Below are 25,074 nucleotides of genomic sequence, written 5' to 3' on the forward strand. Positions count from 1 at the left end.
CTCCAGATCAGATACGACGCTTACGGAACAAAGCCCATGCGCCGGTTAAGGGAATAACAAACCAAAGAACCAGTGCCAGCCAGAGCCCGGCCGGGCCGACAGGCAAATCAGAGCCCAGGCTGAGAACACCACTGAGCTGTGCGCCATCGCTGAAGGCAACAATGTTGAGCAAACGGTATATATCCGTGGGGTTCAGCAACAATAGCCAGGGCAGTAAATCGGGATTGAATTCGCCCTGACTGGCAACCAGGACTCCCAGCAACAGCAGGTCGAAAACCAGAACAAAAAAGAACCAGATCGCAAGTGCCAGCCCCGCAGCAACGGGTTTCTCTCCCACCCGCACACTGACCACATATGCCAGTGCAATGAAGCCCCATCCAAGCAGTGTGGTTGACGCAATAAAGCGCAACATGGCAATGGCGAGCGCGCCAACCGCGATGTCGTCTACCAGCATGGCGATGGCTATACCGGCTACGCCAAAGCCAGCCAGGGTGGCCAGTGCGAGAGTCAACCCATGACCAAGAAACTTGCCGAACAGCAGTTGCCCGCGACTCAGTGGGTAAGTCATCAACAACAGGAGTGTGCCGCCCTCTTCTTCCCCTACAATGGCATCGTATGCCAGCAGCAGTGCGATAAGCGGGATAAGAAAAATGCCCAGGCTCGCCAGGCTGGCAATCGTTGCTGGCGTGGATGCGTAACCCACCTGCCCCGATGCCGCTGCTCCAAACCAGGCAATGCCCAGCGCTAGTGTTGCGAATACCAGAGCGATCGCAATCAGCCAGCGGTTTCGAAAGCTATCACTGAGCTCTTTACGGGCGATGGTCCAGATGCTGTTCATTGGGCACCTCCACGGTGAGCAAGTCCCCCAGAACCAATGAAGTGCACGTAGACATCCTCCAGCGTGGGCTGATAGATACCCAGGTCACGAACCTCGCCGGATGCCATCAGAGCTTTGACCAGTGCCATTTTTCCGGATGGCTGGACATCCACATGCAACCGGCCGTTATCGTGGTGCACCATCAGACCCTCCGTTGCCTGCGCGCTGTTTACTGCAGCTTCCAGCGCTTCCACGCTATTTTCGGGTTCAAGAGAGAGGGTTACCGGCATGTGTGCCTGTCGACGCAGAGCGCCAAGGTCGCCAACAGCTTTAAGACTGCCATCCGTAAGAATCGCAGCTCTGTCGATATAAGGCTCCACCCCGGGAAGTACATGGGAACAGAGCACGATGCCTGTACCCTTATCACGCAACTTGCGTAGCAACCTGTATAGATCAGCCGTCGCTACCGGGTCCAGCCCGACAGTGGGCTCGTCCAGCATCAGTAGCCGGGGTTTTCCGAGCAATGCCTGGGCAAGACCAAGTCGTTGACGCATACCTTTGGAATAGGTTTTAACCCGGGCATCCATGGCATCGTCCAGCCCGACCTGGCCCAGAAGCTCCGGAACCTGGCGCAGGCTCGCGCCTTTGAGCCGGGCAAAATGAGCAAGAATTTCCCGGCCGGTAAGCTGCGGGTAGAACATCACATTCTCAGGCAGGTAACCTATATGCTGGCTGACTCCGGGGTCACCCGCCTCGCCATCCAGCACCGACACCCTGCCTCCGGTTGGCCTCATCAGCCCCAGAATCAGTTTGATACTGGTGGTTTTGCCTGCTCCGTTGTGACCAAACAACCCGAGAATCTCTCCGGGCTCAAGGCGCAGATCAACGCCATTCAATACCAGTGCCTTATCGTACCGGTAGCTCACATTCTCAAGATGAAAACAGCTCATCAGGACTCCGGTTTTAACATTGAAGGAGGGCTCATCAGCGGGTGTGAATCGGTGACACCCGCGGCCTTAACGACAGGAAACGCCTCCTGAACCCAGCGCAGCGTGTCCACCGCCGGGCTGAACATCAGGATTTTTGCTTCAGGGTAGGTCCACAACAAGCGATCAACATTATCGTTGGGCTCGTAAGGCACATCACCAATGCCATCCTGGTTACGATCCCAGCCCAGGTAATCGCTCCAGTAATTGCCCCCACCATCCTTCGACCACTCCTGTGTTCGCTGGGCTACATACTTGACCTGGCGCTGATTATTGATAAATGCATTACGAACCACATCATTGTCTTCCGAGCCTGCGGTGAGATGAATGCCCACGCCGCTGTCCCGGAACACATTGTTTTCAAAGGTATTGTATAAAGAGTTATAAATGAAAACGGCCTTGCCTTCAGCCCCGGAAACGGACACCCCGGCGGTCTGGCCTTGCGACACCCCTGAAACCACATTCCCCCGAAGTACCGACTGGGTAATAAAGTTCATCAGAATGCCGTAGTTCTCATCATTCTCGGAGCGGTTATTGATTACCGTAAGACGCTTGCTTTGCATCAACGCATAACCCGTCCGGGTTCCCTGGGTCACATTGCCTTCCAGGAGATTATCCATGGAGTACATGTAGTGAATTCCGTAGCGCAGATCCGCCATAGTGTTATTGCGAATCCTGTTCCCGTTTGCAGTCTCTATATAAATCGCATCCCGCGTCTGACGAATATCATTTCCTTCAATCAACGCACCGGTGGTATTGAACAGATGGATGCCATTACCCCGATCGTTCGGACGAACAGTCGCATCACCACGGATAGTATTGTTCTTCACTGTCACTCCCGGCGTCGCATCCAGCCAGATACCAAATGCAGTACCCTGCAGATCGCTGTCCTCCACCGTCGCGCCACGGGCCTCCCGCTGAACGAAAACACCAGCATTCAACTTGTTCAGATCCGTACCCCAGTTCCGGATACGGCAGCCAGACAAGGTCACACCCTCCGCCTGAATCTCAACAGCATTTCCATTGCCTCCACCGTCAATCAGAGTTTCCGCAGCACAGGCAACAGTCACCCCCGGCACCCTGATAGCCAGCGACGAAAGGTTTTCGGGAGGAAGCTCGAAGGTAACTCCGGGTTCCAGATCATCCAGCTGCTGCTGTACATCGGCCCGGGCAGTCAGCGATAGAAAGGCGACGGTCAGGGCCACCCCTAAACGCAAAATCTGGTGCATCACATGAGTTCTCGAAGAAAGCTACTGCCAAAATTGGGCAATACACAGGAAGAGCCTCTACCAAAACTGTGCGGAGCCATGGATGGCGGAGCCAAGCGTACAGGGACGTATTCACAGCGTGTTTTGGTAGAGGCTCTTCCTGTGTATTGCTTCTCAAAATCAAGCAAAACCGGAGCCCTGTACAGAGCTCCGATTCCAAACCTGAATCAGGCCTTCTCCACCAGCATCCGGCCAGTCATCTCCATGTGCAGAGCGTGACAGAACCAGTTGCAGTAGTACCAGTGAACCCCAGGCTTATCCGCGACAAACGTCACCGAAGAAGTCTGCTGAGGACTGATTTCCATACTCACACCGTGGTTTACCATAGAGAATCCATGGGTCACGTCCTCAATGGTGTCCAGGTTGGTAACATACACAGTCACCTCATCACCCTGCTTCACCTTGAACTCAGTAAGACCATACATGGGCGCAACCGACGTCATGTAAACGCGGACCTTGTTACCGTCGCGGATCACCTTGTTGTCGAATTCCAGGGTAATACCATCCTTCTCTGCCTGCGCACGGGCACTGGCGAAGTATGGATCATCGCGGGTATAGACCTTCTTGGTCTTGATCTGATCACGACGGACCATAATGCAGTCGTGTGGCTCGGCAAAGGTAGGACCATCGTGAACCAGCTTCATTTCATCGCCGGAGATATCGATCAGCTGATCGTTCTCCGGGTGCAGAGGACCTACAGGCAGGAAGCGGTCTTTCGAGAACTTGGACAACACAACCAGCCACTTGCCATCAGCATCCCGGGATTCCGTCAGTGATGCATGGTTGTGGCCCGGCTGATAGTGCACGTCCAGCTTCTGGCGCAGATAGTTAACTTTCTCGCCGTTGTAATGCCTGATGGCATCAGCGATATTCCACTTGGCCACCTGGCTGTCGATAAACAGTGTGGTGTATGCGTTGCCACGGCCATCATAAGTGGTATGCAGAGGCCCAAGACCCAGTTCAGGCTCAGCAACGACCACGTCACGAAGTCCGATTTTGTCATCAAACACATCGTCCAGCTTATCAATCGCAATAACCGTACAGGTAGGCGACAGCTTGCCGGCAGCGATAAAATATTTGCCATCCGGAGAGGTGTTCACACCGTGCGGATTCTTCGGCACAGGAATATAGCGAGTCAGCTTTGAGCCGGAGCGTCCATCCACCACAGGCACTTTGGAATCACCCAGAGTCCTGAAGTCGCCGTTTTTAACGGCAGCTTCTATGCGCTCAACGTTGAACACCACAACCCAGTCGCGATCGTTACGCATAGTACCGGCCAGATCCGAAGCCTTCTCAGAGTTGTAACAGGTAGAAGCCGCATACTTGCCCGTGTAGTCAGCATCTGTGTTATCCAGATTGCCGTCTACAATCACCTGCCAGGCGACTTCCATGGTTTCCGCATCCAGTGCGTTAAACATGGTGTAGCTGTTCTCCATGGAGAAGTCGCTGCCGTCATTCGGATGAGGAATTACATATTCGGCATTACAGAACACATACTTTGTATGGGGCACTTTCTGCAGGCGCAGACCATGAATGGCCTGTACGTTCGGAATGTGAGTGATCTTGTCACACTTCATGATATCCAGACGAATGCGGGCCACACGGGTATTGGCTTTGTCGTTAATGAACAGATACTTACCGTCATAACGACCATCGGTCATGGAAACGTGCGGGTGGTGACAGTCGCCGTTCAGAAACTTGTTGTCGTGGCCAAGAACGTCTTTACTTTCATTGGTTATTCCCCAGCCTGTTGCCGGGTCAACGTTAAACACCGGAATACGCATCAGCTCACGCATGGAGGGTACGCCAAGAACACGAACCTCGCCCTGGTGACCGCCACTCCAGAAACCGTAGTACTCGTCCAGTTCACCCGGGCCCACGTGGATCTTGTTCTGGGCTTCTTTGGCGGCAGCGGCAAAGGCTTCACGAGTCATAACTGTGCCACCAAGGCCTGCGGCACCGACCGCTCCAGCCAGCGCAGTAGCACCAAGGAAGCGGCGACGGCTCAGACTGTTTTCGCCGTTTTCGGGCACGTCCTTTTCGCACTCATCTGTCTTTTTCATAGCATCCAACTCCGTTATTGGTAATGGCATTTTGTTTTTCATTTTTTTTGATTTTGTACAGCTAGGTTATCTGGACCACCGGAATCTCCTCCGGATGGCCCGGTGCGTTATGACCACGACGCTTGCCCCGGCGCTTGACGATCAGCGGAGGACATTTACGGTCATCGAAGTAAGTCATCTGGCAATCAAGACAGTAATGGCATTCCTGATAGTTGATGGTGCCGTCAGGGTGAATGGCCTGGACTTCACATTCTCTGTCGCACAGCCGGCATGGGTTGCCACACTCCTTGCGGCGCTTTAACCAGTCGAAAACACGCAGTTTTGTGGGTAGCGCAAGCGCAGCTCCCAGCGGGCACATATAACGGCAGAACACTTTACGGGTGAAAAGATTCACGAACAGCAGCAGGGCTGCGTAAGTTACAAAGGGCCAGCTACGGTCAAAGTGCAGGGTTATCGCGGTTTTGAATGGTTCAATCTCCGCCATCTTTTCTGCAGTTGCCAGTGAGTCCAGCGACACGCCGAAAAGCACCAGCAGGACAATGTATTTCACAGCCCACAGGCGCTCATGTATGGCCCATGGCACGGTGTACTGAGGCACTTTGAACTTGCGCGCGATCTCGTTGATGAGTTCCTGCAGAGCACCAAAAGGGCAGAGCCAGCCGCAATAAACAGCCCGTCCCCAGAGCAGCACGATGCCCGCCACGGCGGCCCAGAGTACAAACACAATCGGATCGATCAGGAAGGTTTCCCAGGTGAAACCGCTCACCAGGCTATGCACAAAAGCCAGAACGTTAACAATGGATAGCTGACCCAGCGCAAACCAGCCGATAAAGAACAGTGTGTAAGTCAGGAATGCGTGGCGGATCCAGCGTGTCATTCCGGGTTTCTTTACCAGCCAGTCCTGGAAGAACAGAATCAGCAGGAGCACCAGAATACCCGCACCCAGAACGATGACCTGAAACTGGCGCTGATACCACACCTGCACCCACAGAGGCTGCTCTTCAAGCCACTCTTCTTCGGTAACTACCGGCTCGGCCCGAGTGTAATACTGATCCGGGAGCTGATACTCCAGAGGAAATACCTGGAACTCACTGTCCAGGGGGCCGGTCTGGCGTTTCACGGTCAGCTCAAGAGTCCAGGGTGTACCCGGGTCAAAGTTGTGCTGCTGCCGGATAATGAAAATGGCCATTTCCCTGAACTCGGGCATGCCTTGGGCGTAGACATCGCTGAGCCGGTAAAAATCAAGATCACGAAAGTTGAAGGTATCCCCGTACTGACGGATCTGGATCCGGTCGAAAATACCACCGCGCACATAGCCAGAACCTTTGAAGGAATACTCGCCGTTGGCCATAACGGCAATGGCCTGCTCCCCTTCCAGCAGTTCAGAAGCAAGCCACTCGTACTGTTTCTCACCAAGAAGGTTACGACCAATAGCGGGTGCATCAAGAAAAGCCACATAAAGGTCAATGAGCGCCTCATCACGCTCGTCGGGCTCAGCGGCTTCTATCCACTCAGCTTCCGTGCCCTTGAATGAATCATCAACCTGGCCTCTGGTGAGCAGCATGCGGCGAATTGAGCCATCGCCCATCAGATCTTCCCAGGTGCGCGACTGAAAGCCGTCTGCAATAATTTCTGCTTTAGGGGGGCGTTTGGTGCCACTACCGGCGACCAGGCCCAGCTCAACACCTACACGGTGAGCTGTGCGCATAATCACTTCGTTAACCACCATCACGGTCACTGTTGCTCCCGACAGGCCGTCGACAGCCACCTTGCGATCAGAGGACGTTCCGCCCACTGTGACTCGCTGATCGGCCTTCAGGCCTGCGTACTGGTCAGTAAAGTCGTGAAGCTTGCTTTCAGGAATACCCACCAGCAGTATGGGTTCATGATGCTGAATGACTTTGGCAAAGCGAATGGTGCCTTCCGTATCGAGAACCACCATGGCGTTCAGCGGTTTACCGGAATAGGCAGGGGTCTGCACGAAATCCAGAGACTGATAAGCGTAGCCTTTCAGTTCATCGCCTGCATACAGCTTCTGAATGGCCCGATGACCTTCCCTGAATTCAAATCGCGTAACGTCTGGAAATGCTTTCTGGATGATCTGACGCCCGGCGACCGGCTCATACTGACTCACCGGTTCTGCCTGAACCGACGGGGCAATGGACAAGAGAAAGGCACAAAAACAGAGCGCAATGCGGAAAAAAACGTTCAAAGCAAAACCTCGACAGAAGCGGCGAATCACCAAACTCCGGATAGGACAACCCGGGGAGTTCAGATGTAAATCAAATACCTCTATATGGATATATCTTCCTGCCAGAAAGCCAGAGAGGCGGGTTGAATCAGCCCAGGCTTACTGCGTTTCCGCTTTTGTCCAGAGGAAGATAATTACTGACGTGCCCAAGACGGATGGACTCCACCATCATGGTCATCGGTTGTTGGGCTTCATCCGATGATGGAGGCGTGCCTCCCCGGCCTGACATTGCGGCGACAAATACAACATCCCATGCCTGACCAGTGCTTCGGGATTCTTCTGTCAGCGTGGAAAACTCGGGAGCTTCCTGCGGGGTTTTATCAACACAGATAACCGGAGTAAGCGCTCCGCCCTCACCTCTTTCGAACGCAGCTATTTCTTCTGCGGAGGCTTCCTCTGGCAGTTCTGCCCGACAGAAAACGAACAGCAGGCGCTGGGGCTGATGCTCATTTTCAGTTGCCTTGATCAAATCGTTGTAACTGCTAATCATGAACGCAACATCCTCAGAAATAGCTGGCAAGCGTTGATTACGCCTGGCGGACAATCAGTAGTTGGGCGTCTCTGCGTCGGAGAACCTCTTCGCAGACTTCTTCTACGGCTTCTTCACCATAACTCTGGCCATAATGCTTCCTGAAACCGAACTCGTATAAACGCACATGTTCATCAGCCACTACGCCGATATTTTCGAGGCATGTTCGGGCGCAGTGCAGAGGACAGCCATCAATGACGGTAATAGGCCGTCCGGAACGTGCAGTATTCACCAGAGAAGGCACCTTGCCGCCAACACCGGAAATGCAGGACATTTCAAATTCACCGGCGTGATCCAGTTTTACCGCTGCATTGTTCGCAAGCTGCGCCACGTCGGAACAGCCGGAACAGGAATAGATCAGGGGCCGTTGTTTTCTTGCTTTCACACACCCTCCTTTTACAGAGCCCGCAGGCCTGATTGCCGATTGAGCCAACTGCCAGCTGATCTACTGGCTGATATCTATCAATCGTTTGGGATCGGAGATGAACAATTTGCTCCGGTTAACACGAATCAGCCCGTTGGATTTGAGATCTGCCAGAATCCGGGAGAAGGTTTCTGGCTGCATCGCCAGCCTGGAGGCAACCAGACACTTCGGCAGAGGCAACTCAACTTCTCCACCTTCTGCTGCGCCATTAGGCAGCAAATCAATCAGATAGCGAATCAGGCGATCGCGGGCGTTCTGAACGGTCATGATCTCAAGGTCATGAAACCGGGACACAGCGCGCATGGCATAGTGCCGGAGCGCCGCGTGAGCGTATTCCGGGTTACTATCCAGCAGTTCCTGATAGGCTTTAACCGGGATCATCAGGACTTCACTGGATTTCAGTGCTTCTGCATAGCAGGCATAGCGGGCCGGGTCGGCATAAATCATGACCTCCGCAAAACAGTCGCCGGGAGCGATACTGTCGAGCGTCCGGTCCACGCCGGATGAGTCCAGCCTGTACAGCCGCAAACGGCCGGATATGACAAAGAAGAAGTGATGAGCAGGCATATCCTGCCGGTAAAGCAGCTGATGATGCCCCAGGCGAAGGCGGCGTGACTGCAAAATAAGGTTTTGCAGATCCACAGCACTGAGAGCGTTGAACAGGGAATGATTGCGCAGTGGCTCCAGCCCGCTCTCATCTTCTGTCAGTGTATTGACTGCGACCAGAACCGGCTTGGCGTATCGGGTTTCTGCAGATTGCATCGCCACCATTGTCATATCCCTCTTATAATCATGCATTCTAAATAATGCTTTAAATAATAGGAGATCAAACCCGAAAAAGCCCTCCCTCCATGGGGGTAGAATCGCTGTTACTCCCATGAATTTGACTTAACGCAACAATTAGCTTTACTAACTACTTACAGTACAGCTAATGCACCAAGGTTGATGCCTTACTGCATCAACGGTGAATCCGGGAGTTCAAGATCAATTCCACTGACGCCCGCCTCAGTGGCCAGAACCTGCAAATACTGCCGGAATGCCCGCCGGGTTACGCTCTCACTCAGATATTGGCGGATTTTCGGCTTCACATGCTCATAGGGCAGCTGCTCACCATCAATTCTCTGATCCACACGCACAAGGTGCCAGCCGTAACGACTCTCAATCAGTTCCGGGTTAAGGCCTTCTTTGAGCCTGAGAACCGGGCGTTCAAATTCTTCAACTGTTTGTCCCTTGCTGATCTGGCCAAGGCTGCCGCCCTGATGGCGGGATTCACATGCAGAGTATTGCCTGGCGAGAGAAGCAAACTGCGCACGACCTTCAAGCAGGGAAAGCAACAGCTGCCTGCCTACCTCCTCCTGGCGCATACGTTCCTGCACATCATCCGGCGCAGCAGCAAGCAAAATGTGACTGACAGCCATCAGTGTCGGGCTACGGAAACGACCAGGATTCGAGGCGTAAAAGCGTTCGCAGTCCTCCTCACTGGGTTCTGGCACATCAAGCTCCAGCTCAAGCACCCGGGCAATAGTGGTTTCCTCATCCAGTTCTTCCGGCAGTTTCAGCCTTCCGGCTTGTTGCAACAACAGCTCACGGATAACCAGACTTTTGGCCGCAGCGTGCCAGGCTTCAACAACTTCTTCAGCCGGGTGGTGTTGCATTTCCCGGGCGATATCCTCTTCAGATATCAGGGTTTCACCCACATAAACCGGTGGGAACTGGTTTCTGGGTTTTTCGGCTTCACCGGTGGGAATCAGTTGCATGGTCAGTCTCCGTATATGTCTTCATTGCCCCCTTGCCCTTCGTGGAAGGGGGCAGTTTTTCTGTTACGCCCTCTTACGCACGACCTGATACTTCCGGCCGAAGTATTCCAGAGGCACACTCAGCATGTGCACAAGGCGGGTGAAGGGGAAGAGTACGAAGATTGTCAGACCCAGAAACATATGGAGCTTGTAGATCCAGTGAACGCCTACCATGTAATCAGCGGCTCCGCCCTGAAAGGTGAAGATGCTTTGTGCCCAGCTTGCCAGCCGCATCATAGTGCCGCCATCCAGGTGGCCCAGTGTTGGCAGAATAGTCAGTAGGCCCAGTGCCACCTGAACCACCAGAACAACGATAATCATGTTGTCAGCAAAGGTGCTGCTGGCCTGAACCCTTGGATCTGTCAGCCGGCGATAGGCCAGCATGAGGCCGCCTGCCAGACACATCACCCCGGCAATACCACCCACAACAATCGCCATCACCTGTTTGGTGCCCGCGCTCATGAAAGGCGCGTACATAAAGTGCGGCGTCAGCAAGCCAACCAGATGGCCAAAGAAGATCACCAGAATACCCACATGAAACAGCACGCTTGCCATGACCATGTTTTTCTTGCGTAGTATCTGGCTGGACTGGGCCCTCCAGGTAAACTGCCCATGGTCGTATCTTGCCCAGGTGCCAACAAACAGCACCACCAGAGCGATGTACGGATAAATCCCGAAAATCAGTGTATTAAGATAAGACATCATTTTGGTCTCCTCCTGCGCCCTCAGGCGTCTCTCACGGCGGCACGCGCCTGAGCGGGCGTTACATCTGTCATCAGATGATCACTGAGATGGATGGTCTGGGTCTGTTCCAGCTCTCGACGGCGTTGCCCTACAACGCCTCCGGTGCTGCAAGAGCTGCCCTGATCGTCCACGAACTTCACCATTTCTTCTTCCCAGACCTTATCCAGAGCTTCAGGCGTATCATCACGCTCTTCCGAGGCTACGATCTGTGCCAGCTCCTGACGGTCTGTGGTTCGGCCGGACAGCTCCAGCAGTGAGTCCATTGCCACATGGTAAAAACTCTCACGCTGGTACAAGCGTTCACCCAGAAGCCCGAGAATGTGGTGGATATCTTCAAGCCAGTTCTGTATTTCTTTCCAGGGCCGGGTCGACAGGTATTCAAGGAACAACGGCAGGTAATCGGGCAATTCTTTCGCATCGATTTCCAGCCCGTTGGCGCGGTACTGCTCCATCAGATCTACCATGGCCTGGCCGCGATCCCGTGATTCACCATGCACGTGCTCAAACAACAACAGCGAGGTTGCACGGCCTTTGTCGAAAGTGCCTGTGTAGGCCTCTTCAAGATCCAGCAGATCGGTGTCGCACAAACGGTCGATACACTGGAGCAACTGCTCTTTATTTTTCCGTGGCAGCCGGCTGTCCTCCAGAACAACGGCAATCAGGGCGTCTTTGGAGGCCTGGAGCTCTGCTGTGGGATACTCCAGAATTCTTGCCAGTACTTTTAATAACCTCATAGCGGCCTCCTTATTCCTGCAACTGTTTCGGATCGATCTGCTTTACGGTTGTCAGCTTCTGCACCATGGTGGAGGTATTTTTACGACCGCCAAACATGCTGAACTCGCTGTCACCGCCACTGCAGCCGTTGCCGAAACTGAATCCACAACCGCCGCGTTCACCAAGCACATCAGGGAAGGCTTCCTTCGCCAGTTCACGATGGCTGGTAGGGATAACAAAGCGGTCCTCGTAGTTGGCAATGGCCAGATAGCGGTACATTTCATCCGCCTGGGCCTTGGTAAGGCCGGCTTCTTCCAGTGCCCGCAGGTCTTCAACGCCCTCAACGGTTTCTGCACGTTTGTACAGTCGCATCGCCATAATGCGCTTGAGCGCACGAACGATGGGCTTCTCGTCCCCTGCGGTAAGCAGGTTGGCCAGATACTTCACAGGAATGCGCAGGCTTTCGATCTTGGGCAGAACACCGTCGAACTGCACCTTGCCCGCTTCTGCAGCAGACTGGATGGGGCTAAGAGGCGGAACGTACCAGACCATTGGCAAGGTGCGGTATTCCGGGTGTAAAGGCAGAGCCAGTTTCCAGTCCACCGCCATTTTGTAGACCGGGCTGCGCTGTGCCGCCTGGATAACGTTCATAGGCACGCCGTCTTTCGTTGCCTGTTCGATCACTTTCGGGTCGTTCGGGTCCAGGAAGATTTCCAGCTGCTTTTCGTACAGTTCGTGCTCACCCGGAGTGCTGGCCACTTCTTCAATGCGGTCAGCGTCGTATAGCAGCACACCCAGATAGCGAATCCGGCCGACACAGGTTTCTGAACAGACCGTCGGCATACCGGCTTCAATACGCGGGTAGCAGAAAATGCACTTCTCGGACTTTCCGGTTTTCCAGTTGAAGTAGATCTTCTTGTAGGGGCAGCCGGATACACACATCCGCCAGCCGCGACACTTGTCCTGGTCGATCAGTACGATGCCGTCTTCTTCACGCTTGTAGATGGCTCCGCTCGGGCAGCTTGCTACACATGCAGGATTCAGGCAGTGCTCGCAGAGGCGAGGCAGATACATCATGAACGTGCTTTCAAACTGGCCGTATATATCGGCCTGAATCTGGTCGAAGTTCTTGTCCTTCCGGCGCTTGGCAAACTCGGTGCCCAGAATTTCTTCCCAGTTCGGTCCCCATTCGATTTTCTGCATACGCTTGCCTGAGATCAGCGAGCGTGGCCGTGCAACCGGCTGATGCTTGCTGTCACCTGCGGTGTGCAGGTGCTGATAATCAAAATCGAACGGTTCGTAGTAGTCGTCAATTTCAGGCAGGTCCGGGTTAGCGAAAATGTTCGCCAGAACCCGGAAGCGGCCACCGATGCGAGGGCGGATTTTGCCGTTTGCTTCCCGCATCCAGCCACCCTTCCACTTGTCCTGGTTTTCCCACTCTTTCGGGTAGCCAATACCGGGTTTGGTTTCGACGTTATTGAACCAGGCGTACTCCATGCCTTCACGGCTGGTCCACACGTTTTTACATGTCACTGAACAGGTATGGCAGCCAATGCACTTGTCCAGGTTCAGCACCATGCCTACTTGGGAACGGATTTTCATTTTACAGCCTCCTGAACAGTGTCGTTGCCTTCGCCATCAAGCCAGTCAACGTTCTTCATTTTGCGCACCACAACAAACTCGTCGCGGTTGGAACCTACGGTGCCGTAGTAATTGAAGCCGTAGGAGAACTGCGCATAACCACCAATCATATGAGTGGGCTTGGGGCATACCCTGGTGACCGAGTTATGAATGCCTCCACGGCTGCCGGTTACTTCCGAGCCGGGGATGTTCACAATCCGTTCCTGGGCGTGGTACATCATCATCATGCCAGGCATAACCCGCTGGCTGACCACCGCACGCGCGGCCAGAGCACCGTTGGCGTTGAAGACTTCGACCCAGTCGTTGTCTTCCACACCCACATCGCGGGCATCGTCTTCACTCAGCCATACAATGGGGCCGCCACGAGACAGGGTCAGCATCAGCAGGTTGTCGCTGTAGGTGCTGTGGATACCCCACTTCTGGTGCGGTGTCAGGAAGTTCAGCGCTTTTTCCGGGTTGCCATTCGGCTTGGCATTCAGCAGCGGTGCAGCCGCCTTGGTGTTAATGGGCGGGCGATACACCAGCAGGCTTTCGCCAAAGGCACGCATCCACTCGTGATCAAGATAGAACTGCTGCCGGCCGGTCAGTGTGCGCCAGGGAATCAGCTCGTGTACGTTGGTGTAGCCGGCGTTATAGGACACATGTTCATCTTCCAGGCCAGACCATGTCGGGCTGGAGATGATCTTGCGCGGCTGCGCCACTATGTCCCGGAAACGTATTTTTTCGTCTTCCTTATTCAGCGCCAGGTGGGAGTGATCCAGCCCGGTGAACTCAGACAGTGCAGCCCATGCCTTAACGGCAACCTGGCCGTTGGTTTCAGGTGCCAGGGTCAGTATTACTTCAGCCGCATCAATAGCGCTTTCAATCTTCGGTCGGCCCGCGTTAGCACCTTCAAGATGGGTATAGTTCAGGTTCTTCAGGAAGCTCACTTCCTTCTCGGTATTCCAGTTAATACCCTTGCCACCATTGCCCAGCGTATCCAGCAGAGGCCCCAGTGAGGTAAAGCGAGCGTAGGTGTTCGGGTAATCCCGTTCTACGGTAATGAAGCTTGGCGCAGTTTTCCCGGGAATCAGGTCACACTCACCACGCTTCCAGTCTTTCACGTCAAACGGCTGGCCCAGTTCGGCGGGCGCATCGTGCATCAGTGGCAGGGTGACCACGTCTTTCTCGACACCCAGGTGGCCTTCCGCCGCCTTGGAGAAGGACTTGGCGATACCTTTGTAGATATCCCAGTCACTGCGGGCTTCCCACGCAGGATCGGTGGCGGCCGTCAGCGGGTGAATGAACGGGTGCATGTCTGAGGTATTCAGGTCGTTCTTCTCATACCAGGTCGCGGTCGGCAGAACGATATCCGAGTACAGACAGGTCGTGGACATACGGAAATCAAGCGTAACCAGCAGGTCCAGCTTGCCTTCCGGCGCTTCATCGTGCCATTTCACTTCCTGCGGTTTGAGACCTCCATCGTGACCCAGGTCTTTTCCCTGCACACCACTGGTGGTGCCCAGCAAATACTTCAGCATGTACTCATGGCCTTTACCGGAAGAGCCCAGCAGGTTAGAGCGCCAGATAAACATGTTGCGCGGGTGGTTCTCCGGAGCTTCCGGATCTTCCGAGGCAAATGCCAGTGAGCCATCCTTCATGGACCGGGTCACGTACGCAGGAACCTCCATGCCGGCTTTTTCTGCTTCGGCAGCAATGCCCAGCGGGTTGCGGTTAAGCTGCGGTGCAGATGGCAACCAGCCCATGCGCTCGGCGCGCACGTTATAGTCGATCAGGCTGCCACCGAATCTGGATTTATCTGCCAGAGGGGACAGAATTTCATCGACACCAAGTTTCTCGTAGCGCCACTGGCCAGAGTGCGCGTAGAAGAAGGATGAACCGTTCATCTGGCGCGGCGGGCGCTGCCAGTCCAGACCAAATGCCAGCGGCTGCCAGCCGGTCTGAGGGCGCAGTTTTTCCTGGCCAACGTAGTGGGACCAGCCACCACCGCTCTGGCCGATACAGCCACACATGATCAGCATATTGATCAGCGCACGGTAATTCATATCCATGTGGTACCAGTGGTTCATACCGGCACCCACAATGATCATGGAACGGCCCTTGGTCTTGTGGGCGTTCTCACCGAATTCACGGGCAATACGGATGACTTTTTCGGCGGGTACGCCAGTAATTTTTTCCTGCCACGCCGGGGTGTAGGGTTTTACCTGGTCATAAGCAGTAGCTCCGTCATCGTCACCCAGACCACGGCTGATGCCGTAGTTGGCCACCATCAGGTCGTACACGGTTACTACCAGAGCTTCGCCACCATCAGCCAGCTCTACTTTGCGGCTGCCCAGCTTGTGGGTGAGGGTATCGCTGATTTCAACCGATTCGAAATGGTCGTGCTTGACGCCTCCAAAATACGGGAAGGCAACATCGACAACTTCGTCATGTTTTTCCACCATCGACAGTTGCAGGTTTACATAACCAGTTTTCGCAGTCTGCTTCAGGTTCCACTTGCCCTTCTCACCCCAGCGGTAACCGATAGAACCGTTAGGCGCGGTCAGCTGGTTGGTATTTTCATCAATGGCAATGGTTTTCCACTCGGGGTTATTTTCTTCACCCAGGCCACCCACCAGATCGCTGGCACGCAGGAACCGGCCAGGGACGTAACGGCCATCTTCCATTTTGTCCAGCTTCACCAGATACGGCATGTCGGTGTAACGGCGCACGTAGTCGGTGAAATACTCACTGGGGTTATCGACGTGGAACTCTTTCAGGATGACATGCCCCATGGCCATGCCCAGAGCCGCGTCAGTTCCCTGCTTGGGGTTCAGCCACTCGTCTGAAAGCTTGGAAACTTCAGCATAGTCCGGAGTGATGGCAACGGTTTTGGTGCCCTTGTAGCGAACTTCGGTGAAGAAGTGGGCGTCCGGAGTACGGGTCTGAGGTACGTTGGAGCCCCAGGCAATGATGTAGCCTGAGTTGTACCAGTCTGCGGATTCAGGAACGTCTGTCTGCTCACCCCAGGTTTGTGGAGAGGCTGGCGGCAAATCGCAGTACCAGTCGTAGAAGCTCAGGCATACGCCGCCAATCAGCGACAGATAACGACTGCCGGCAGCATATGACACCATAGACATGGCAGGGATCGGAGAGAATCCGATGATGCGGTCCGGACCGTGTTTTTTTGCGGTGTAAACGTTCGCAGCACCGATCAGCTCGTTGACTTCATTCCAGTCAGAACGCACAAAGCCCCCCATACCTCGGCGGGGTTTATACTCGGCGGTTTTCTTCGGGTCTTCCACGATGGAGGCCCAGGCTTCAACCGGATCGTTGAACTGCATACGGGCAGCGCGCCAAAGCTTCATCAGATGCTTGCGCATCAACGGGTATTTCAGACGGTTGGCGCTGTACATATACCAGGAGTAACTGGCACCACGCGGGCAGCCCCGGGGTTCGTGGTTAGGCAGGTCCGGACGGGTACGGGGATAATCAGTCTGCTGGGTTTCCCAGGTGACCAGACCATTCTTGACGTAGATTTTCCAGCTACAGGAACCGGTGCAGTTTACGCCGTGGGTGGAGCGCACAATCTTGTCATGCTGCCAGCGCTGACGGTAGCTGTCTTCCCAGTCGCGATTTACATCGTGGGTTTCGCCGTGGCCGTTTGCGAAGGATTCGCGCTTTTTGCTGAAGTAACTCAGCTTGTCGATCAAATGACTCATGGTCTCACTCTCCATCTACCCGTCTACCGGATCGTTTTCCGATTTGAGACCATTGTGTGGGAGAACAACCCTGAAATCTGCATGGTTACTACCACAAAACCACGGTCTACCACCGAGGTGGTAGACCGCTTATATCAAGGGGATAGAGGAGGTTCCGGCGTTCATCACGGCGGCAGAAAAAAGAAAACACAAGCTGACAGATACAAAGCAGAAAAAACAGGATCATGAACACGGCACTGCGGACACCCAGCCAGTGATTGGCCGCCCCGAATACAATGGGCAACAGGAAAGCCACTGAACAGGCACTCACGAGCAGCAGCCCGGCAACAAAAGCCACATTCTGGCGACTTTCAATAATGGCCATTCGCTGCAAACTGCCCATAGCACACCCAAGAGCCAGCCCCAGCACAACTATAAACACACTTTCAGCATACACAGGCAAAGCGAATTCAAAGGTGATGGTTGCATCCACTCCGCTTATAAACAGTGTCATGGGCGGATAAGACAGCACCAGCAACGCCAGCAGGCCAATCACGAGTGAGCGCCCGACCACTTTGGGGCTGTCATAGTAATCAGACAAGCCTCCTCCCATAATCTGTGCCAGTGCACCAGGGATAACGAACCATTGCGCGAGCCTGGCGCCAGAGTCCACCTGCAGCACAAACTGGGAAGACAAGTAATCCGGAAGCCACAACGCCAGTGCAAAAAAGCTCCCTGCAACCACTCCGAAATAAGCCACCAGTCGCCAGATCCTCCCCTGCCAGAGACACCCGAGCAGTTCGGTTACAGAGGTTTGGGATTCCGAGTCTGTCGCTGTATCTTCCGGCGCGGTGAGCAGTAAAAGAAGCGCAATGACAAGCAGCAGGACGATCAGGTAAGCAAGTGGAACTCCCTGCCAGGAAAAAGCTTGATGGAACAGGGGTACCAGGTAATAGGTAAACCCCGCTCCGGTAACACCTGCGCCAAATATCCCAAGCACCAGGCCAAGCCGGCTGCGTTTGCAGTTACTGGTTACAAACTGCAAACCGGCACTATAAAATCCGCCGGCCAGGCCCAGACCTCCGGCTGCCAGAAGATAGCCAGAAAAAGTATCTGTTATCAATAAAATCACCATGCAGACTGCAAGCCCCGCAAGGCATACGAGCATGATACGGCGGGCGCCGAATTTACTGGCCGCAAGCCCGGCCGGCACCGCTAACAAGGCACTGACTGCCATAGGCATGGCAAGCAGCAACCCGAACTGCAGGTTACTCAGGTTTAACTCTGCCCGAAGGTGTATACCTACAACAGCGAACAACGTCCAACAACCAGCCGCGATAACAAATCCGGTTACCGCAAGCGGCAAAATTACAGCCAGTGATACCAGCCGCTCATCCTCAAAGTCCGCATCTGATCCCATCTATTGACGCCCTTTTGAACAATTTCAAAGCTGCATTTCAGTTTCAGCTTTTGCCCTGAAGCAGGTCAAAGACTATGATGGGAGAATAACCTTTGGGGTAATTGACTATCCTCAAGGAGGTATCAAAGCCCGGCGACTGCAAAGACGAGATTCGATGAAATCCAGAAGCCCTCTTGTTAACCGGATTGCTATCGTTGTAAGCGCTGTTGTACTGACCTCCATTGTCAGCATGGCTACAACACTTGCGGTTTCAAAAAGCATTGAAGGTAACGCCACAGCTATCAATCTGGCGGGAGCTTTGCGCATGGGCGCATTCCGGTTACTGTCCCATGTAGCCGGCCCCGGGGTGAGCAGTACCAGCGGACACAATATTGCGGACCTTGCCTCTCAGTACGAGTTCAGCCTCAAAGACAACAACATTACCCGGGCGATCCCGATCACTGAAGATCACCCGCTTGCAAAACAGTACCGGTATATCACAACCTACTGGGAACAGACCCTGCGTCCGGCTCTGCAAAATCACACCCAGGGAATGCCGATCAGCGTGGATATGCTGGCAGCGACCGAACACTATGTGGGCTCTGTAAACAAGCTTGTCGGTATGCTTGAACAGCGAACCGAAGCACGGATTGACCTGCTGCACCTTATTCAGATCATCAGTATGGTGTTTTCCATCCTGATTATCATTGCTCTGTTCGTTGATCTCAGAGACCGGGTACTTAAACCCCTGCGCAAGCTCGTAAGCATTGCAACTGCAGTGGGTGAGCAGGACTTCACCCGGAAAGCAAACCTGAAGGGAAGCGATGAGCTGGCGCAACTTGGCAGCGCTTTTGACCAGATGAGCAGTGAGCTTGCGCTAACTTACTACGAGCTTGAGGAGCGCGTTCGCAGTAAAACCGAAGAGCTGAAAAAAAGCCATTCAGCGCTCCAGCTGCTTCACGCTGCCAGCCGTAACCTGTTCGCCACTCATGACCTGTGTAGTGGTGCAGTTCCCATGCTGCAAGAACTCGAGCAGCTGCTGGGCATAGGCCCGATCCGGCTTTATTTACACGACAAGGAATCCACAGAGCCGGTTCAGGCGGTTACAACGTCTTCTGTTGAACGCCCCTTCTATTGCCGCGACCACCACTGCAATGCCTGCCTGGCCACCCAGGAAGTCTATGATGAGCTGCCCATCGAAGATCATGATGGGCGCAGATTGTTATTGCCTATCCGTACGCCGGGCACTCTGCTGGGTACTCTGGAGGTATGGTACCCCGCTGAGAAAGGTCTTTCGGATACTGCCCGCCGCCTTCTTGAAACCCTGAGCGACCAGTTAGCCACGGCTATTTTCCTTGAACGGCAGATTACCGAGGAGCAACAACTCACGCTGGCCGAAGAGCGCACAGTCATCGCCCGGGAGCTACATGATTCACTGGCCCAGTCACTGTCCTATCTGAAAATGCAGGTAGCCCGGCTGCGCCGGCTGAATATCGACGGTGAACAGAAAAACGCCCACGAAGCCATACTGGACGAGCTGAGTACGGGGCTGAACAGCGCCTACCGCCAGCTCAGAGAGCTGCTCGCCACCTTCCGTCTGAAACTGGATACGCCGGACCTGGCCACTGCTCTGCGAAAGACCATTGAGGAGTTTTCCGGGCGGCTGGGAAAGCCCGTAAATCTGAAATTCAATCTGCCGCCCCAGACACTGTCTCCCAACGAGGAAATTCATACCCTGCAAATTGTGCGTGAGAGTCTTGCAAACGCAGTCAAGCATGCCGATGCTACGGAAATCTTTGTGGAAGTAGTTTTTGAATCCCCCCAGGTAAAGGTAAAAATACGGGATAATGGCAAAGGTTTACCTGAAGATGGTCAGCCGCTGAATCACTACGGCCTGATTATCATGCAGGATCGCGCCCTCACACTGGGCGGACAGGTTACCGTACAAAATCATGACCAGGGCGGCGTTGAGGTCGGCCTGACATTCGTACCCAAAAGCCGGCATCTGATACCGACCGAAACCTCGGACACCTGATTATAAAATCAAACGGCAGCCCCATTATGTCGCGATGGCAATTGAGAGAGGAAGCAAAGCACCATGTCTGAAACACCTGCAAGTATATTGCTGATCGACGATCACCCATTATTGCGCCAAGGCATAAAGCAACTTGTCGAAATGGAGCATGACATGGTGGTGGCTGGCGAAGCCAGTAATGCCGCGGACGGGATTCGTCTGGCAACCGAGCTTGAACCTGACCTTATCCTGATGGATCTCAACATGCCGGAAGTCAGTGGCATTGACGCACTCAAGAAGCTGCGGGATCTGAACGTAAGCTCCCGTATTGTAATGTTTACCGTTTCTGACCAGGAGGACGATGTCGTAGCTGCTCTGCGTGCCGGTGCCGATGGTTACCTGCTGAAGGACATGGAACCGGAAGACATGATCACCCAACTCCACCAGGCTGCGTTGGGTAAAATGGTTATCAGTGACAGGCTGACCACACTACTGGCAGAGGCTTTGCGCTCCAACAAACCGCAGCAAACGTCACGACCTGACTTTGACAGCCTGACACCAAGGGAAAAAGACATTCTGCGACTGATTGCAGAAGGTCTCTCCAACAAGATGATCGGCCGCAAGCTGGATATCAGTGATGGCACAGTAAAAGTTCATGTAAAACACCTGCTGAAAAAACTCAGCCTGCGCTCGCGGGTCGAGGTTGCTGTGTGGGCAGTGGAAGAAGGCCTGCACAAGGGCTGAGCTATATCAAATCAAGCAGCGCAGGTTTTGGTTACTCTGGGCAGACTGAATTCACTGCCCGGAGTTGGTTATGACCTTTCCATTGTTTGCTACTCTCCCACTACGCAATAGTCCCCTGGTCAGCGACACTCTGGCGCTGCTTACTGAATATCTGCCATCACCTTCGCCTTTGCTTGGCACTATAGACCGCGCTATCCCCATGCCCGTAAAACAACTCCTGGCTGAGGAGCCCCTGAACCGGATCTTTGCAGCCGCCATTGCAGATGGCGAATTTGACGACTTTGAAGGGCGCCGTATCCGTCTGGAATTAAACGGTGGTCAACCGGGGATTACCTTCGGTCTTTGGGCAGGCCGGCTCCGGGTACTGGAAGGTCCGGGGGAAGCTACCATTCGAGGTTCCCTCTCTGCATTCAAAACCCTGGCTAAACGCCAACAGGACCCTGACCAGCTATTCTTCCAACGCCGCTTGGTAATTGAAGGGGATACCGAGCTGGGGCTTGCACTGAAAAACCTGCTGGATAGCCTTGAGTGGGGCCTCAAACTACCAGAGCTGCCTTGATACTGAAGCCTTGCGCCTATACATCATGCAGCCCTGTGCGATGGTTTAGCGACAGCATTTATCGCATATCGAAAAACTCCCGATGCAGCCGCCTGTTCGGAACACCCCACTTCCGGAACTGACTGAACAAGCTATTAGCCATCGCCACTGGACCACAAAACCACAGACTGGACTGGGACCAGTCAGGCACGGCATCCCGGATATCTTGTGGCGTCAGTCTGCCATCGGTTTTGCTGCAACGAACAACCAGGTTCACGCCCGCTGATTCGGCGTCGGCCCGGAGCTTGTTCAGCGCACGCTCGCTAATATCCGGCGTTGCATGAAACAGATACACATTGCGCCCATCCGGCTTCCGGGCCAGAACATTCATGCGGGCAATGAACGGTGTGATGCCAATACCGCCACCCACCCATATCTGGGTACGACAGTCATCCTCGAAGTCAAAGCCACCGTAGGGTCCTTCCAACGCCACCTTCATGCCTTCATGCAGAGACCTGCTAACCCGGCGGGTATGATCCCCCAGCTCCTTGACCACGAACTTCAGGCTCCGTGACCCGGGATCCCAGCCGGAAGCGATGGTGTAAGGGTGGGCGCCTTCAGACTCATTGGATGTGACAAAAGCAAACTGGCCTGCCTTATGACCCTGCCAGCCTTCCCCAACCCTTACTGAACACTCGAACACCCTTAGCTCCGGATAATGGATAATCGATACAATTTCTCCGGTTACCCTACGCGCCCGGGCCGGCCAGCCCATCAATAACAGCACAGCTGCCACCGAACCAGCCACTGTCACAATCAAGGTCAACCAGCCAATCGGACCAGTCCAGTACCGGAATTCCATCAATATGAGGCTGTGCCATGCCAGAGGCAGAAACACAATAGCGAGCAGTTTGTGAGTTTTTCGGAACAGGTGATAAGGGACGGCTCTAACCAAAGCGAGAATGATCAGTAACGCCGCAATGTAAAATGCCCATTCGCCCAGAGTTTCCGCCAGTCCCCGTTGGCCTCGAAACCAGGCCTCAAGGCCGGCAAGCTCTTGCTTTGCACCCTGGCGAACCGGCTTGTCCAGCCAACCCCAGCCCACCATCCATTTAGTGCCCTGCGCCCACCACCAGTGCAGGGTTGCCATTACCAATGCGCCAATCCCCAGCCACTTGTGCAGGCGATACATCTTGTCGAGACCACCCAGCCAGCGCTCCAGAGTTCGTAACCGCAACGCTAACACCAGAGCCGCAGACATCATGAATACCGCTAGCAGCCCTGAATACTGCACAAACACATGGCGAAACGGAAAATACGCAAACGGGCTGACCCACAGGCTGTCTGAAAGCAGCCAGCTCCCCGTAACCAGCCCAATCAAACCCCAGAAAAACATTGAAATGCGAGTCATGAGACATCCTTGAACGAGTCTTTGTTGATCAGCAAGGTACTCTCAGCACGGTTAGGAAATTTTGATTTTCATCAAACAGGCCAGCAACTTACACAGGTTTTACACTTGCACCCGGTCCATACCTGGCCTGCCATACCAGTAGCCATCACAGGGGGGCGCCTCAACGAGCTGCAGAGGGTTAACCTCCGGAGCTTCACCACGGCGGGTCTGATCGAAACGACGAACCACTTCATCCATACCCTTATGCTCCGGGCTCAGGCGCACAGTGGCCACCCCCATTTGCGCCATATCCGGCATTTGTCGCATCAGGTCATAACGAGCGCCAGAGAGTGTGGAGGTACCGTTCAGCCGGAACAGTTCCCGGGACTCCCGGGAGCGCAGCTCCAGGCCGTCGGGGTGCTGCAGACAACGGAATTCGCAGTTATCTTTCGGAAGGTTGTAGTGCCGGGCTGTAAAACACCGGGACGACCAGGCCAGGGGCAGAAACCCCCAGGCAAACACTTCAGCAGGTAAATCCAGCCCCTCGGCTTCCAGTTCATCAATCAATTGGCGAAGGGTTTCACGGCCCAGCTCGACCGGCAGGCTCCAGCCCTTTAGCCCTTGTTTTGCAAGCAGCTTCAAAGTTGCGCTGTTGTATATGTTCATGGAAGGGCCAGTCACAAACGGCAGGTTGTTCTGAGTGGCCAGTTGCAAAGCGCTCTGATCATTGGCTTCTATCAGGTACTCCTGCTGGCTGCATATTCTGCGCAGCAACCGTAAATCCGCCTCGGACTCAATCAATGTCTGTGTTGAGAGCACCACTTGCTTGCCGGCATCTTTTAACACGCCAGCAATTTCCAGCCAGTCCGCCAGCTTCAGCTCACGCCGCCGGGAACATACTGTTTCGCCCAGATACACTGTATCAACCGGCCATTCCGCTGCCTTGGCATAAAAATCAAAAACAGTTTGTTTGGACCAGAACCAGAGAATCGGGCCCAGCGAGAGTTTCATCATGGGTTGTTCAGCCTCATTTCCATTTGCGGTGATAAGCGCCGATGGTAGTCAGGCCACCCTCGGACAAACCGGCCAGTGTGCTGTTCCAGACCGGTTCAACACGGAAGTCACTGGAGTTGGCATCCAACCGGTCCAGCGCCTGACGCCAGGTATGGGCAACATCCGCAATATAGGCGGGACTACGTTGCCGACCCTCAATCTTCACCGCGCTGATACCCAGTTCTTTCAGTTCCGGCAGCAGATCGAGAGTGTTCAGGCTGACCGGCTCTTCAATAGCGTGATACACACTACCCTCTACCTCAAAACGGCCTTTACACAGAGTGGGGTAGCCGGCAGATTCACCCTTACCGTATCGATCGATAAGCACATCGTTAAGGCGGGATTCCAGACCGTGAGGCGTTTCCTGCCAGCGCACAGCTTTAGCGGGTGAGCAGGCACCACGGGTATTGGGAGATTCGTCGGTCAGATAAGAAGAGAGATAACAACGCCCTTCCGCCATGATGCACAAGCTGCCAAAGGCGAACACCTCCAGCTCTACCGGGCTGTGTTTTGCAACACCGCGCACCTGGTCAATGGACAATACCCGGGGTAATACAGCACGACGAATGTCAAAGTTGTCTTTGTAAAAATTCAGGGCTTCGTAACTGGTCGCAGAGCCCTGAACCGAAAGATGCCGGTTAACCTGCGGGTACTTGCTGGCCGCGTATTCCAACAGACCCATGTCTGCCAGAATAATTGCATCCACACCCAGAGCGGCTGCGCGGTCAACAGCGGATTTCCAGGCGTTCCAGCCATCCGGCTGCGGGTAGGTGTTGATGGCGCAGAATACCCGGGCGCCTTTTTTGTGGGCGTATTCAATGCCCTCAGCTGCACGCTTGTCGTTAAAGTTGAGGCCAGCAAACTGACGGGCGTTAGTGCTGTCTTTAAACCCCAGATATACGGCATCGGCACCCTTATCAACCGCCACTTTCAAGGCCGGAAGACTACCGGCCGGGCAAACAAGTTCCATGGGCTATCTCCACACGAAAGTTCGGGAAACCATACTCCTGACCCATGCACCAG

Annotated in this window: 20 protein-coding genes; 3 read left to right on the forward strand and 17 right to left on the reverse strand. The window is 54.3% G+C overall.

Features of this window, described 5'->3' with window-relative positions:
- Window positions 1-7: 7 nt before the first annotated feature.
- From DS878_RS10950 to DS878_RS11015, 14 genes are all read right to left on the reverse strand, one after another.
- Window positions 8-838 (reverse strand): ABC transporter permease, encoded by an 831-nt coding sequence (locus DS878_RS10950; RefSeq protein ID WP_113815993.1) that lies wholly within the window; start codon window positions 836-838, stop codon window positions 8-10.
- Window positions 835-1,767 carry an ABC transporter ATP-binding protein gene (locus DS878_RS10955; RefSeq protein ID WP_113815994.1) on the reverse strand — a complete coding sequence of 311 codons (933 nt, stop codon included), beginning with the start codon at window positions 1,765-1,767 and terminating at the stop codon, window positions 835-837. The genes DS878_RS10950 and DS878_RS10955 overlap by 4 nt, the downstream gene beginning before the upstream one ends.
- A complete protein-coding gene (locus DS878_RS10960) occupies window positions 1,767-3,032 on the reverse strand; it encodes a nitrous oxide reductase family maturation protein NosD (protein WP_113815995.1) in 1,266 nt (421 codons plus the stop codon). The genes DS878_RS10955 and DS878_RS10960 overlap by 1 nt, the downstream gene beginning before the upstream one ends.
- Before the next feature lie 206 nt (window positions 3,033-3,238).
- Window positions 3,239-5,134 (reverse strand): TAT-dependent nitrous-oxide reductase, encoded by a 1,896-nt coding sequence (gene nosZ / locus DS878_RS10965; RefSeq protein WP_113815996.1) that lies wholly within the window; start codon window positions 5,132-5,134, stop codon window positions 3,239-3,241.
- A gap of 61 nt (window positions 5,135-5,195) precedes the next feature.
- Window positions 5,196-7,328, reverse strand: coding sequence for a transcriptional regulator NosR (gene nosR / locus DS878_RS10970; RefSeq protein ID WP_410003478.1), 2,133 nt, complete (start codon window positions 7,326-7,328; stop codon window positions 5,196-5,198).
- A gap of 145 nt (window positions 7,329-7,473) precedes the next feature.
- Window positions 7,474-7,875, reverse strand: coding sequence for a ribonucleotide reductase subunit alpha (locus DS878_RS10975; protein WP_113815997.1), 402 nt, complete (start codon window positions 7,873-7,875; stop codon window positions 7,474-7,476).
- A 37-nt stretch (window positions 7,876-7,912) separates the two neighbouring features.
- Window positions 7,913-8,299 carry a putative zinc-binding protein gene (locus DS878_RS10980; protein ID WP_113815998.1) on the reverse strand — a complete coding sequence of 129 codons (387 nt, stop codon included), beginning with the start codon at window positions 8,297-8,299 and terminating at the stop codon, window positions 7,913-7,915.
- A 60-nt stretch (window positions 8,300-8,359) separates the two neighbouring features.
- Window positions 8,360-9,136 (reverse strand): Crp/Fnr family transcriptional regulator, encoded by a 777-nt coding sequence (locus tag DS878_RS10985; protein WP_410003472.1) that lies wholly within the window; start codon window positions 9,134-9,136, stop codon window positions 8,360-8,362.
- Between the two features lie 152 nt (window positions 9,137-9,288).
- Window positions 9,289-10,095 (reverse strand): peptidylprolyl isomerase, encoded by an 807-nt coding sequence (locus tag DS878_RS10990; RefSeq protein WP_113816000.1) that lies wholly within the window; start codon window positions 10,093-10,095, stop codon window positions 9,289-9,291.
- A gap of 63 nt (window positions 10,096-10,158) precedes the next feature.
- Window positions 10,159-10,836, reverse strand: a complete 678-nt coding sequence (gene narI / locus DS878_RS10995) for a respiratory nitrate reductase subunit gamma (protein ID WP_113816666.1) — start codon at window positions 10,834-10,836, stop codon at window positions 10,159-10,161.
- A 23-nt stretch (window positions 10,837-10,859) separates the two neighbouring features.
- Window positions 10,860-11,612 (reverse strand): nitrate reductase molybdenum cofactor assembly chaperone, encoded by a 753-nt coding sequence (gene narJ / locus DS878_RS11000; protein ID WP_113816001.1) that lies wholly within the window; start codon window positions 11,610-11,612, stop codon window positions 10,860-10,862.
- Window positions 11,613-11,622: 10 nt separating this feature from the next.
- Complete coding sequence (gene narH / locus DS878_RS11005) at window positions 11,623-13,194, reverse strand: nitrate reductase subunit beta (RefSeq protein WP_113816002.1); 1,572 nt, start codon at window positions 13,192-13,194, stop codon at window positions 11,623-11,625.
- On the reverse strand, window positions 13,191-16,934 hold the full coding sequence (locus DS878_RS11010) for a nitrate reductase subunit alpha (RefSeq protein WP_113816667.1): 3,744 nt from the start codon (window positions 16,932-16,934) through the stop codon (window positions 13,191-13,193). Before DS878_RS11010 ends, narH begins: the two co-directional genes overlap by 4 nt.
- A gap of 106 nt (window positions 16,935-17,040) precedes the next feature.
- Complete coding sequence (locus DS878_RS11015; RefSeq protein ID WP_113816003.1) at window positions 17,041-18,333, reverse strand: MFS transporter; 1,293 nt, start codon at window positions 18,331-18,333, stop codon at window positions 17,041-17,043.
- A gap of 154 nt (window positions 18,334-18,487) precedes the next feature.
- On the opposite strand from DS878_RS11015, the gene DS878_RS11020 reads away from it, so the two are divergent.
- From DS878_RS11020 to DS878_RS11030, 3 genes are all read left to right on the forward strand, one after another.
- A complete protein-coding gene (locus DS878_RS11020) occupies window positions 18,488-20,347 on the forward strand; it encodes a histidine kinase (RefSeq protein ID WP_113816004.1) in 1,860 nt (619 codons plus the stop codon).
- Between the two features lie 63 nt (window positions 20,348-20,410).
- Window positions 20,411-21,070 carry a two-component system response regulator NarL gene (gene narL, locus DS878_RS11025; protein ID WP_113816005.1) on the forward strand — a complete coding sequence of 220 codons (660 nt, stop codon included), beginning with the start codon at window positions 20,411-20,413 and terminating at the stop codon, window positions 21,068-21,070.
- 70 nt (window positions 21,071-21,140) lie between these two features.
- Window positions 21,141-21,629 carry an SCP2 domain-containing protein gene (locus DS878_RS11030; protein ID WP_113816006.1) on the forward strand — a complete coding sequence of 163 codons (489 nt, stop codon included), beginning with the start codon at window positions 21,141-21,143 and terminating at the stop codon, window positions 21,627-21,629.
- A gap of 58 nt (window positions 21,630-21,687) precedes the next feature.
- Here the strand turns inward: DS878_RS11030 and DS878_RS11035 are convergent, their stop codons facing one another.
- The 3 genes from DS878_RS11035 to DS878_RS11045 all read right to left on the reverse strand — a co-directional run bounded on the left by DS878_RS11035 (window position 21,688) and on the right by DS878_RS11045 (window position 25,021).
- Window positions 21,688-23,019, reverse strand: a complete 1,332-nt coding sequence (locus tag DS878_RS11035) for a ferric reductase-like transmembrane domain-containing protein (protein WP_113816007.1) — start codon at window positions 23,017-23,019, stop codon at window positions 21,688-21,690.
- 99 nt (window positions 23,020-23,118) lie between these two features.
- Entirely contained in the window at window positions 23,119-24,012 is an 894-nt protein-coding gene (locus DS878_RS11040; protein WP_113816008.1) for a U32 family peptidase, read from the reverse strand.
- 13 nt (window positions 24,013-24,025) lie between these two features.
- A complete protein-coding gene (locus DS878_RS11045) occupies window positions 24,026-25,021 on the reverse strand; it encodes a peptidase U32 family protein (RefSeq protein ID WP_113816009.1) in 996 nt (331 codons plus the stop codon).
- Window positions 25,022-25,074: the final 53 nt, after the last annotated feature.

Origin of the sequence: Marinobacter sp. F3R11 (assembly GCF_003318275.1) — a bacterium.
Taxonomy (GTDB): Bacteria; Pseudomonadota; Gammaproteobacteria; order Pseudomonadales; family Oleiphilaceae; genus Marinobacter.

What these genes read in the sequence shown, in the direction of transcription:
- nosZ (WP_113815996.1), bottom strand. Translation starts at nt 5,134, where the DNA reads ATGAAAAAGACAGATGAGTGCGAAAAGGACGTGCCCGAAAACGGCGAA.
- DS878_RS10950 (WP_113815993.1), bottom strand. Translation starts at nt 838, where the DNA reads ATGAACAGCATCTGGACCATCGCCCGTAAAGAGCTCAGTGATAGCTTT.
- DS878_RS10955 (WP_113815994.1), bottom strand. Translation starts at nt 1,767, where the DNA reads ATGAGCTGTTTTCATCTTGAGAATGTGAGCTACCGGTACGATAAGGCA.
- DS878_RS10990 (WP_113816000.1), bottom strand. Translation starts at nt 10,095, where the DNA reads ATGCAACTGATTCCCACCGGTGAAGCCGAAAAACCCAGAAACCAGTTC.
- DS878_RS11030 (WP_113816006.1), top strand. Translation starts at nt 21,141, where the DNA reads ATGACCTTTCCATTGTTTGCTACTCTCCCACTACGCAATAGTCCCCTG.
- narL (WP_113816005.1), top strand. Translation starts at nt 20,411, where the DNA reads ATGTCTGAAACACCTGCAAGTATATTGCTGATCGACGATCACCCATTA.
- DS878_RS11040 (WP_113816008.1), bottom strand. Translation starts at nt 24,012, where the DNA reads ATGATGAAACTCTCGCTGGGCCCGATTCTCTGGTTCTGGTCCAAACAA.
- DS878_RS11035 (WP_113816007.1), bottom strand. Translation starts at nt 23,019, where the DNA reads ATGACTCGCATTTCAATGTTTTTCTGGGGTTTGATTGGGCTGGTTACG.
- DS878_RS10975 (WP_113815997.1), bottom strand. Translation starts at nt 7,875, where the DNA reads ATGATTAGCAGTTACAACGATTTGATCAAGGCAACTGAAAATGAGCAT.
- DS878_RS11045 (WP_113816009.1), bottom strand. Translation starts at nt 25,021, where the DNA reads ATGGAACTTGTTTGCCCGGCCGGTAGTCTTCCGGCCTTGAAAGTGGCG.
- DS878_RS10960 (WP_113815995.1), bottom strand. Translation starts at nt 3,032, where the DNA reads ATGCACCAGATTTTGCGTTTAGGGGTGGCCCTGACCGTCGCCTTTCTA.
- DS878_RS11015 (WP_113816003.1), bottom strand. Translation starts at nt 18,333, where the DNA reads ATGGGATCAGATGCGGACTTTGAGGATGAGCGGCTGGTATCACTGGCT.
- narJ (WP_113816001.1), bottom strand. Translation starts at nt 11,612, where the DNA reads ATGAGGTTATTAAAAGTACTGGCAAGAATTCTGGAGTATCCCACAGCA.
- DS878_RS10985 (WP_410003472.1), bottom strand. Translation starts at nt 9,136, where the DNA reads ATGCATGATTATAAGAGGGATATGACAATGGTGGCGATGCAATCTGCA.
- DS878_RS11010 (WP_113816667.1), bottom strand. Translation starts at nt 16,934, where the DNA reads ATGAGTCATTTGATCGACAAGCTGAGTTACTTCAGCAAAAAGCGCGAA.
- narI (WP_113816666.1), bottom strand. Translation starts at nt 10,836, where the DNA reads ATGTCTTATCTTAATACACTGATTTTCGGGATTTATCCGTACATCGCT.
- narH (WP_113816002.1), bottom strand. Translation starts at nt 13,194, where the DNA reads ATGAAAATCCGTTCCCAAGTAGGCATGGTGCTGAACCTGGACAAGTGC.
- DS878_RS11020 (WP_113816004.1), top strand. Translation starts at nt 18,488, where the DNA reads ATGAAATCCAGAAGCCCTCTTGTTAACCGGATTGCTATCGTTGTAAGC.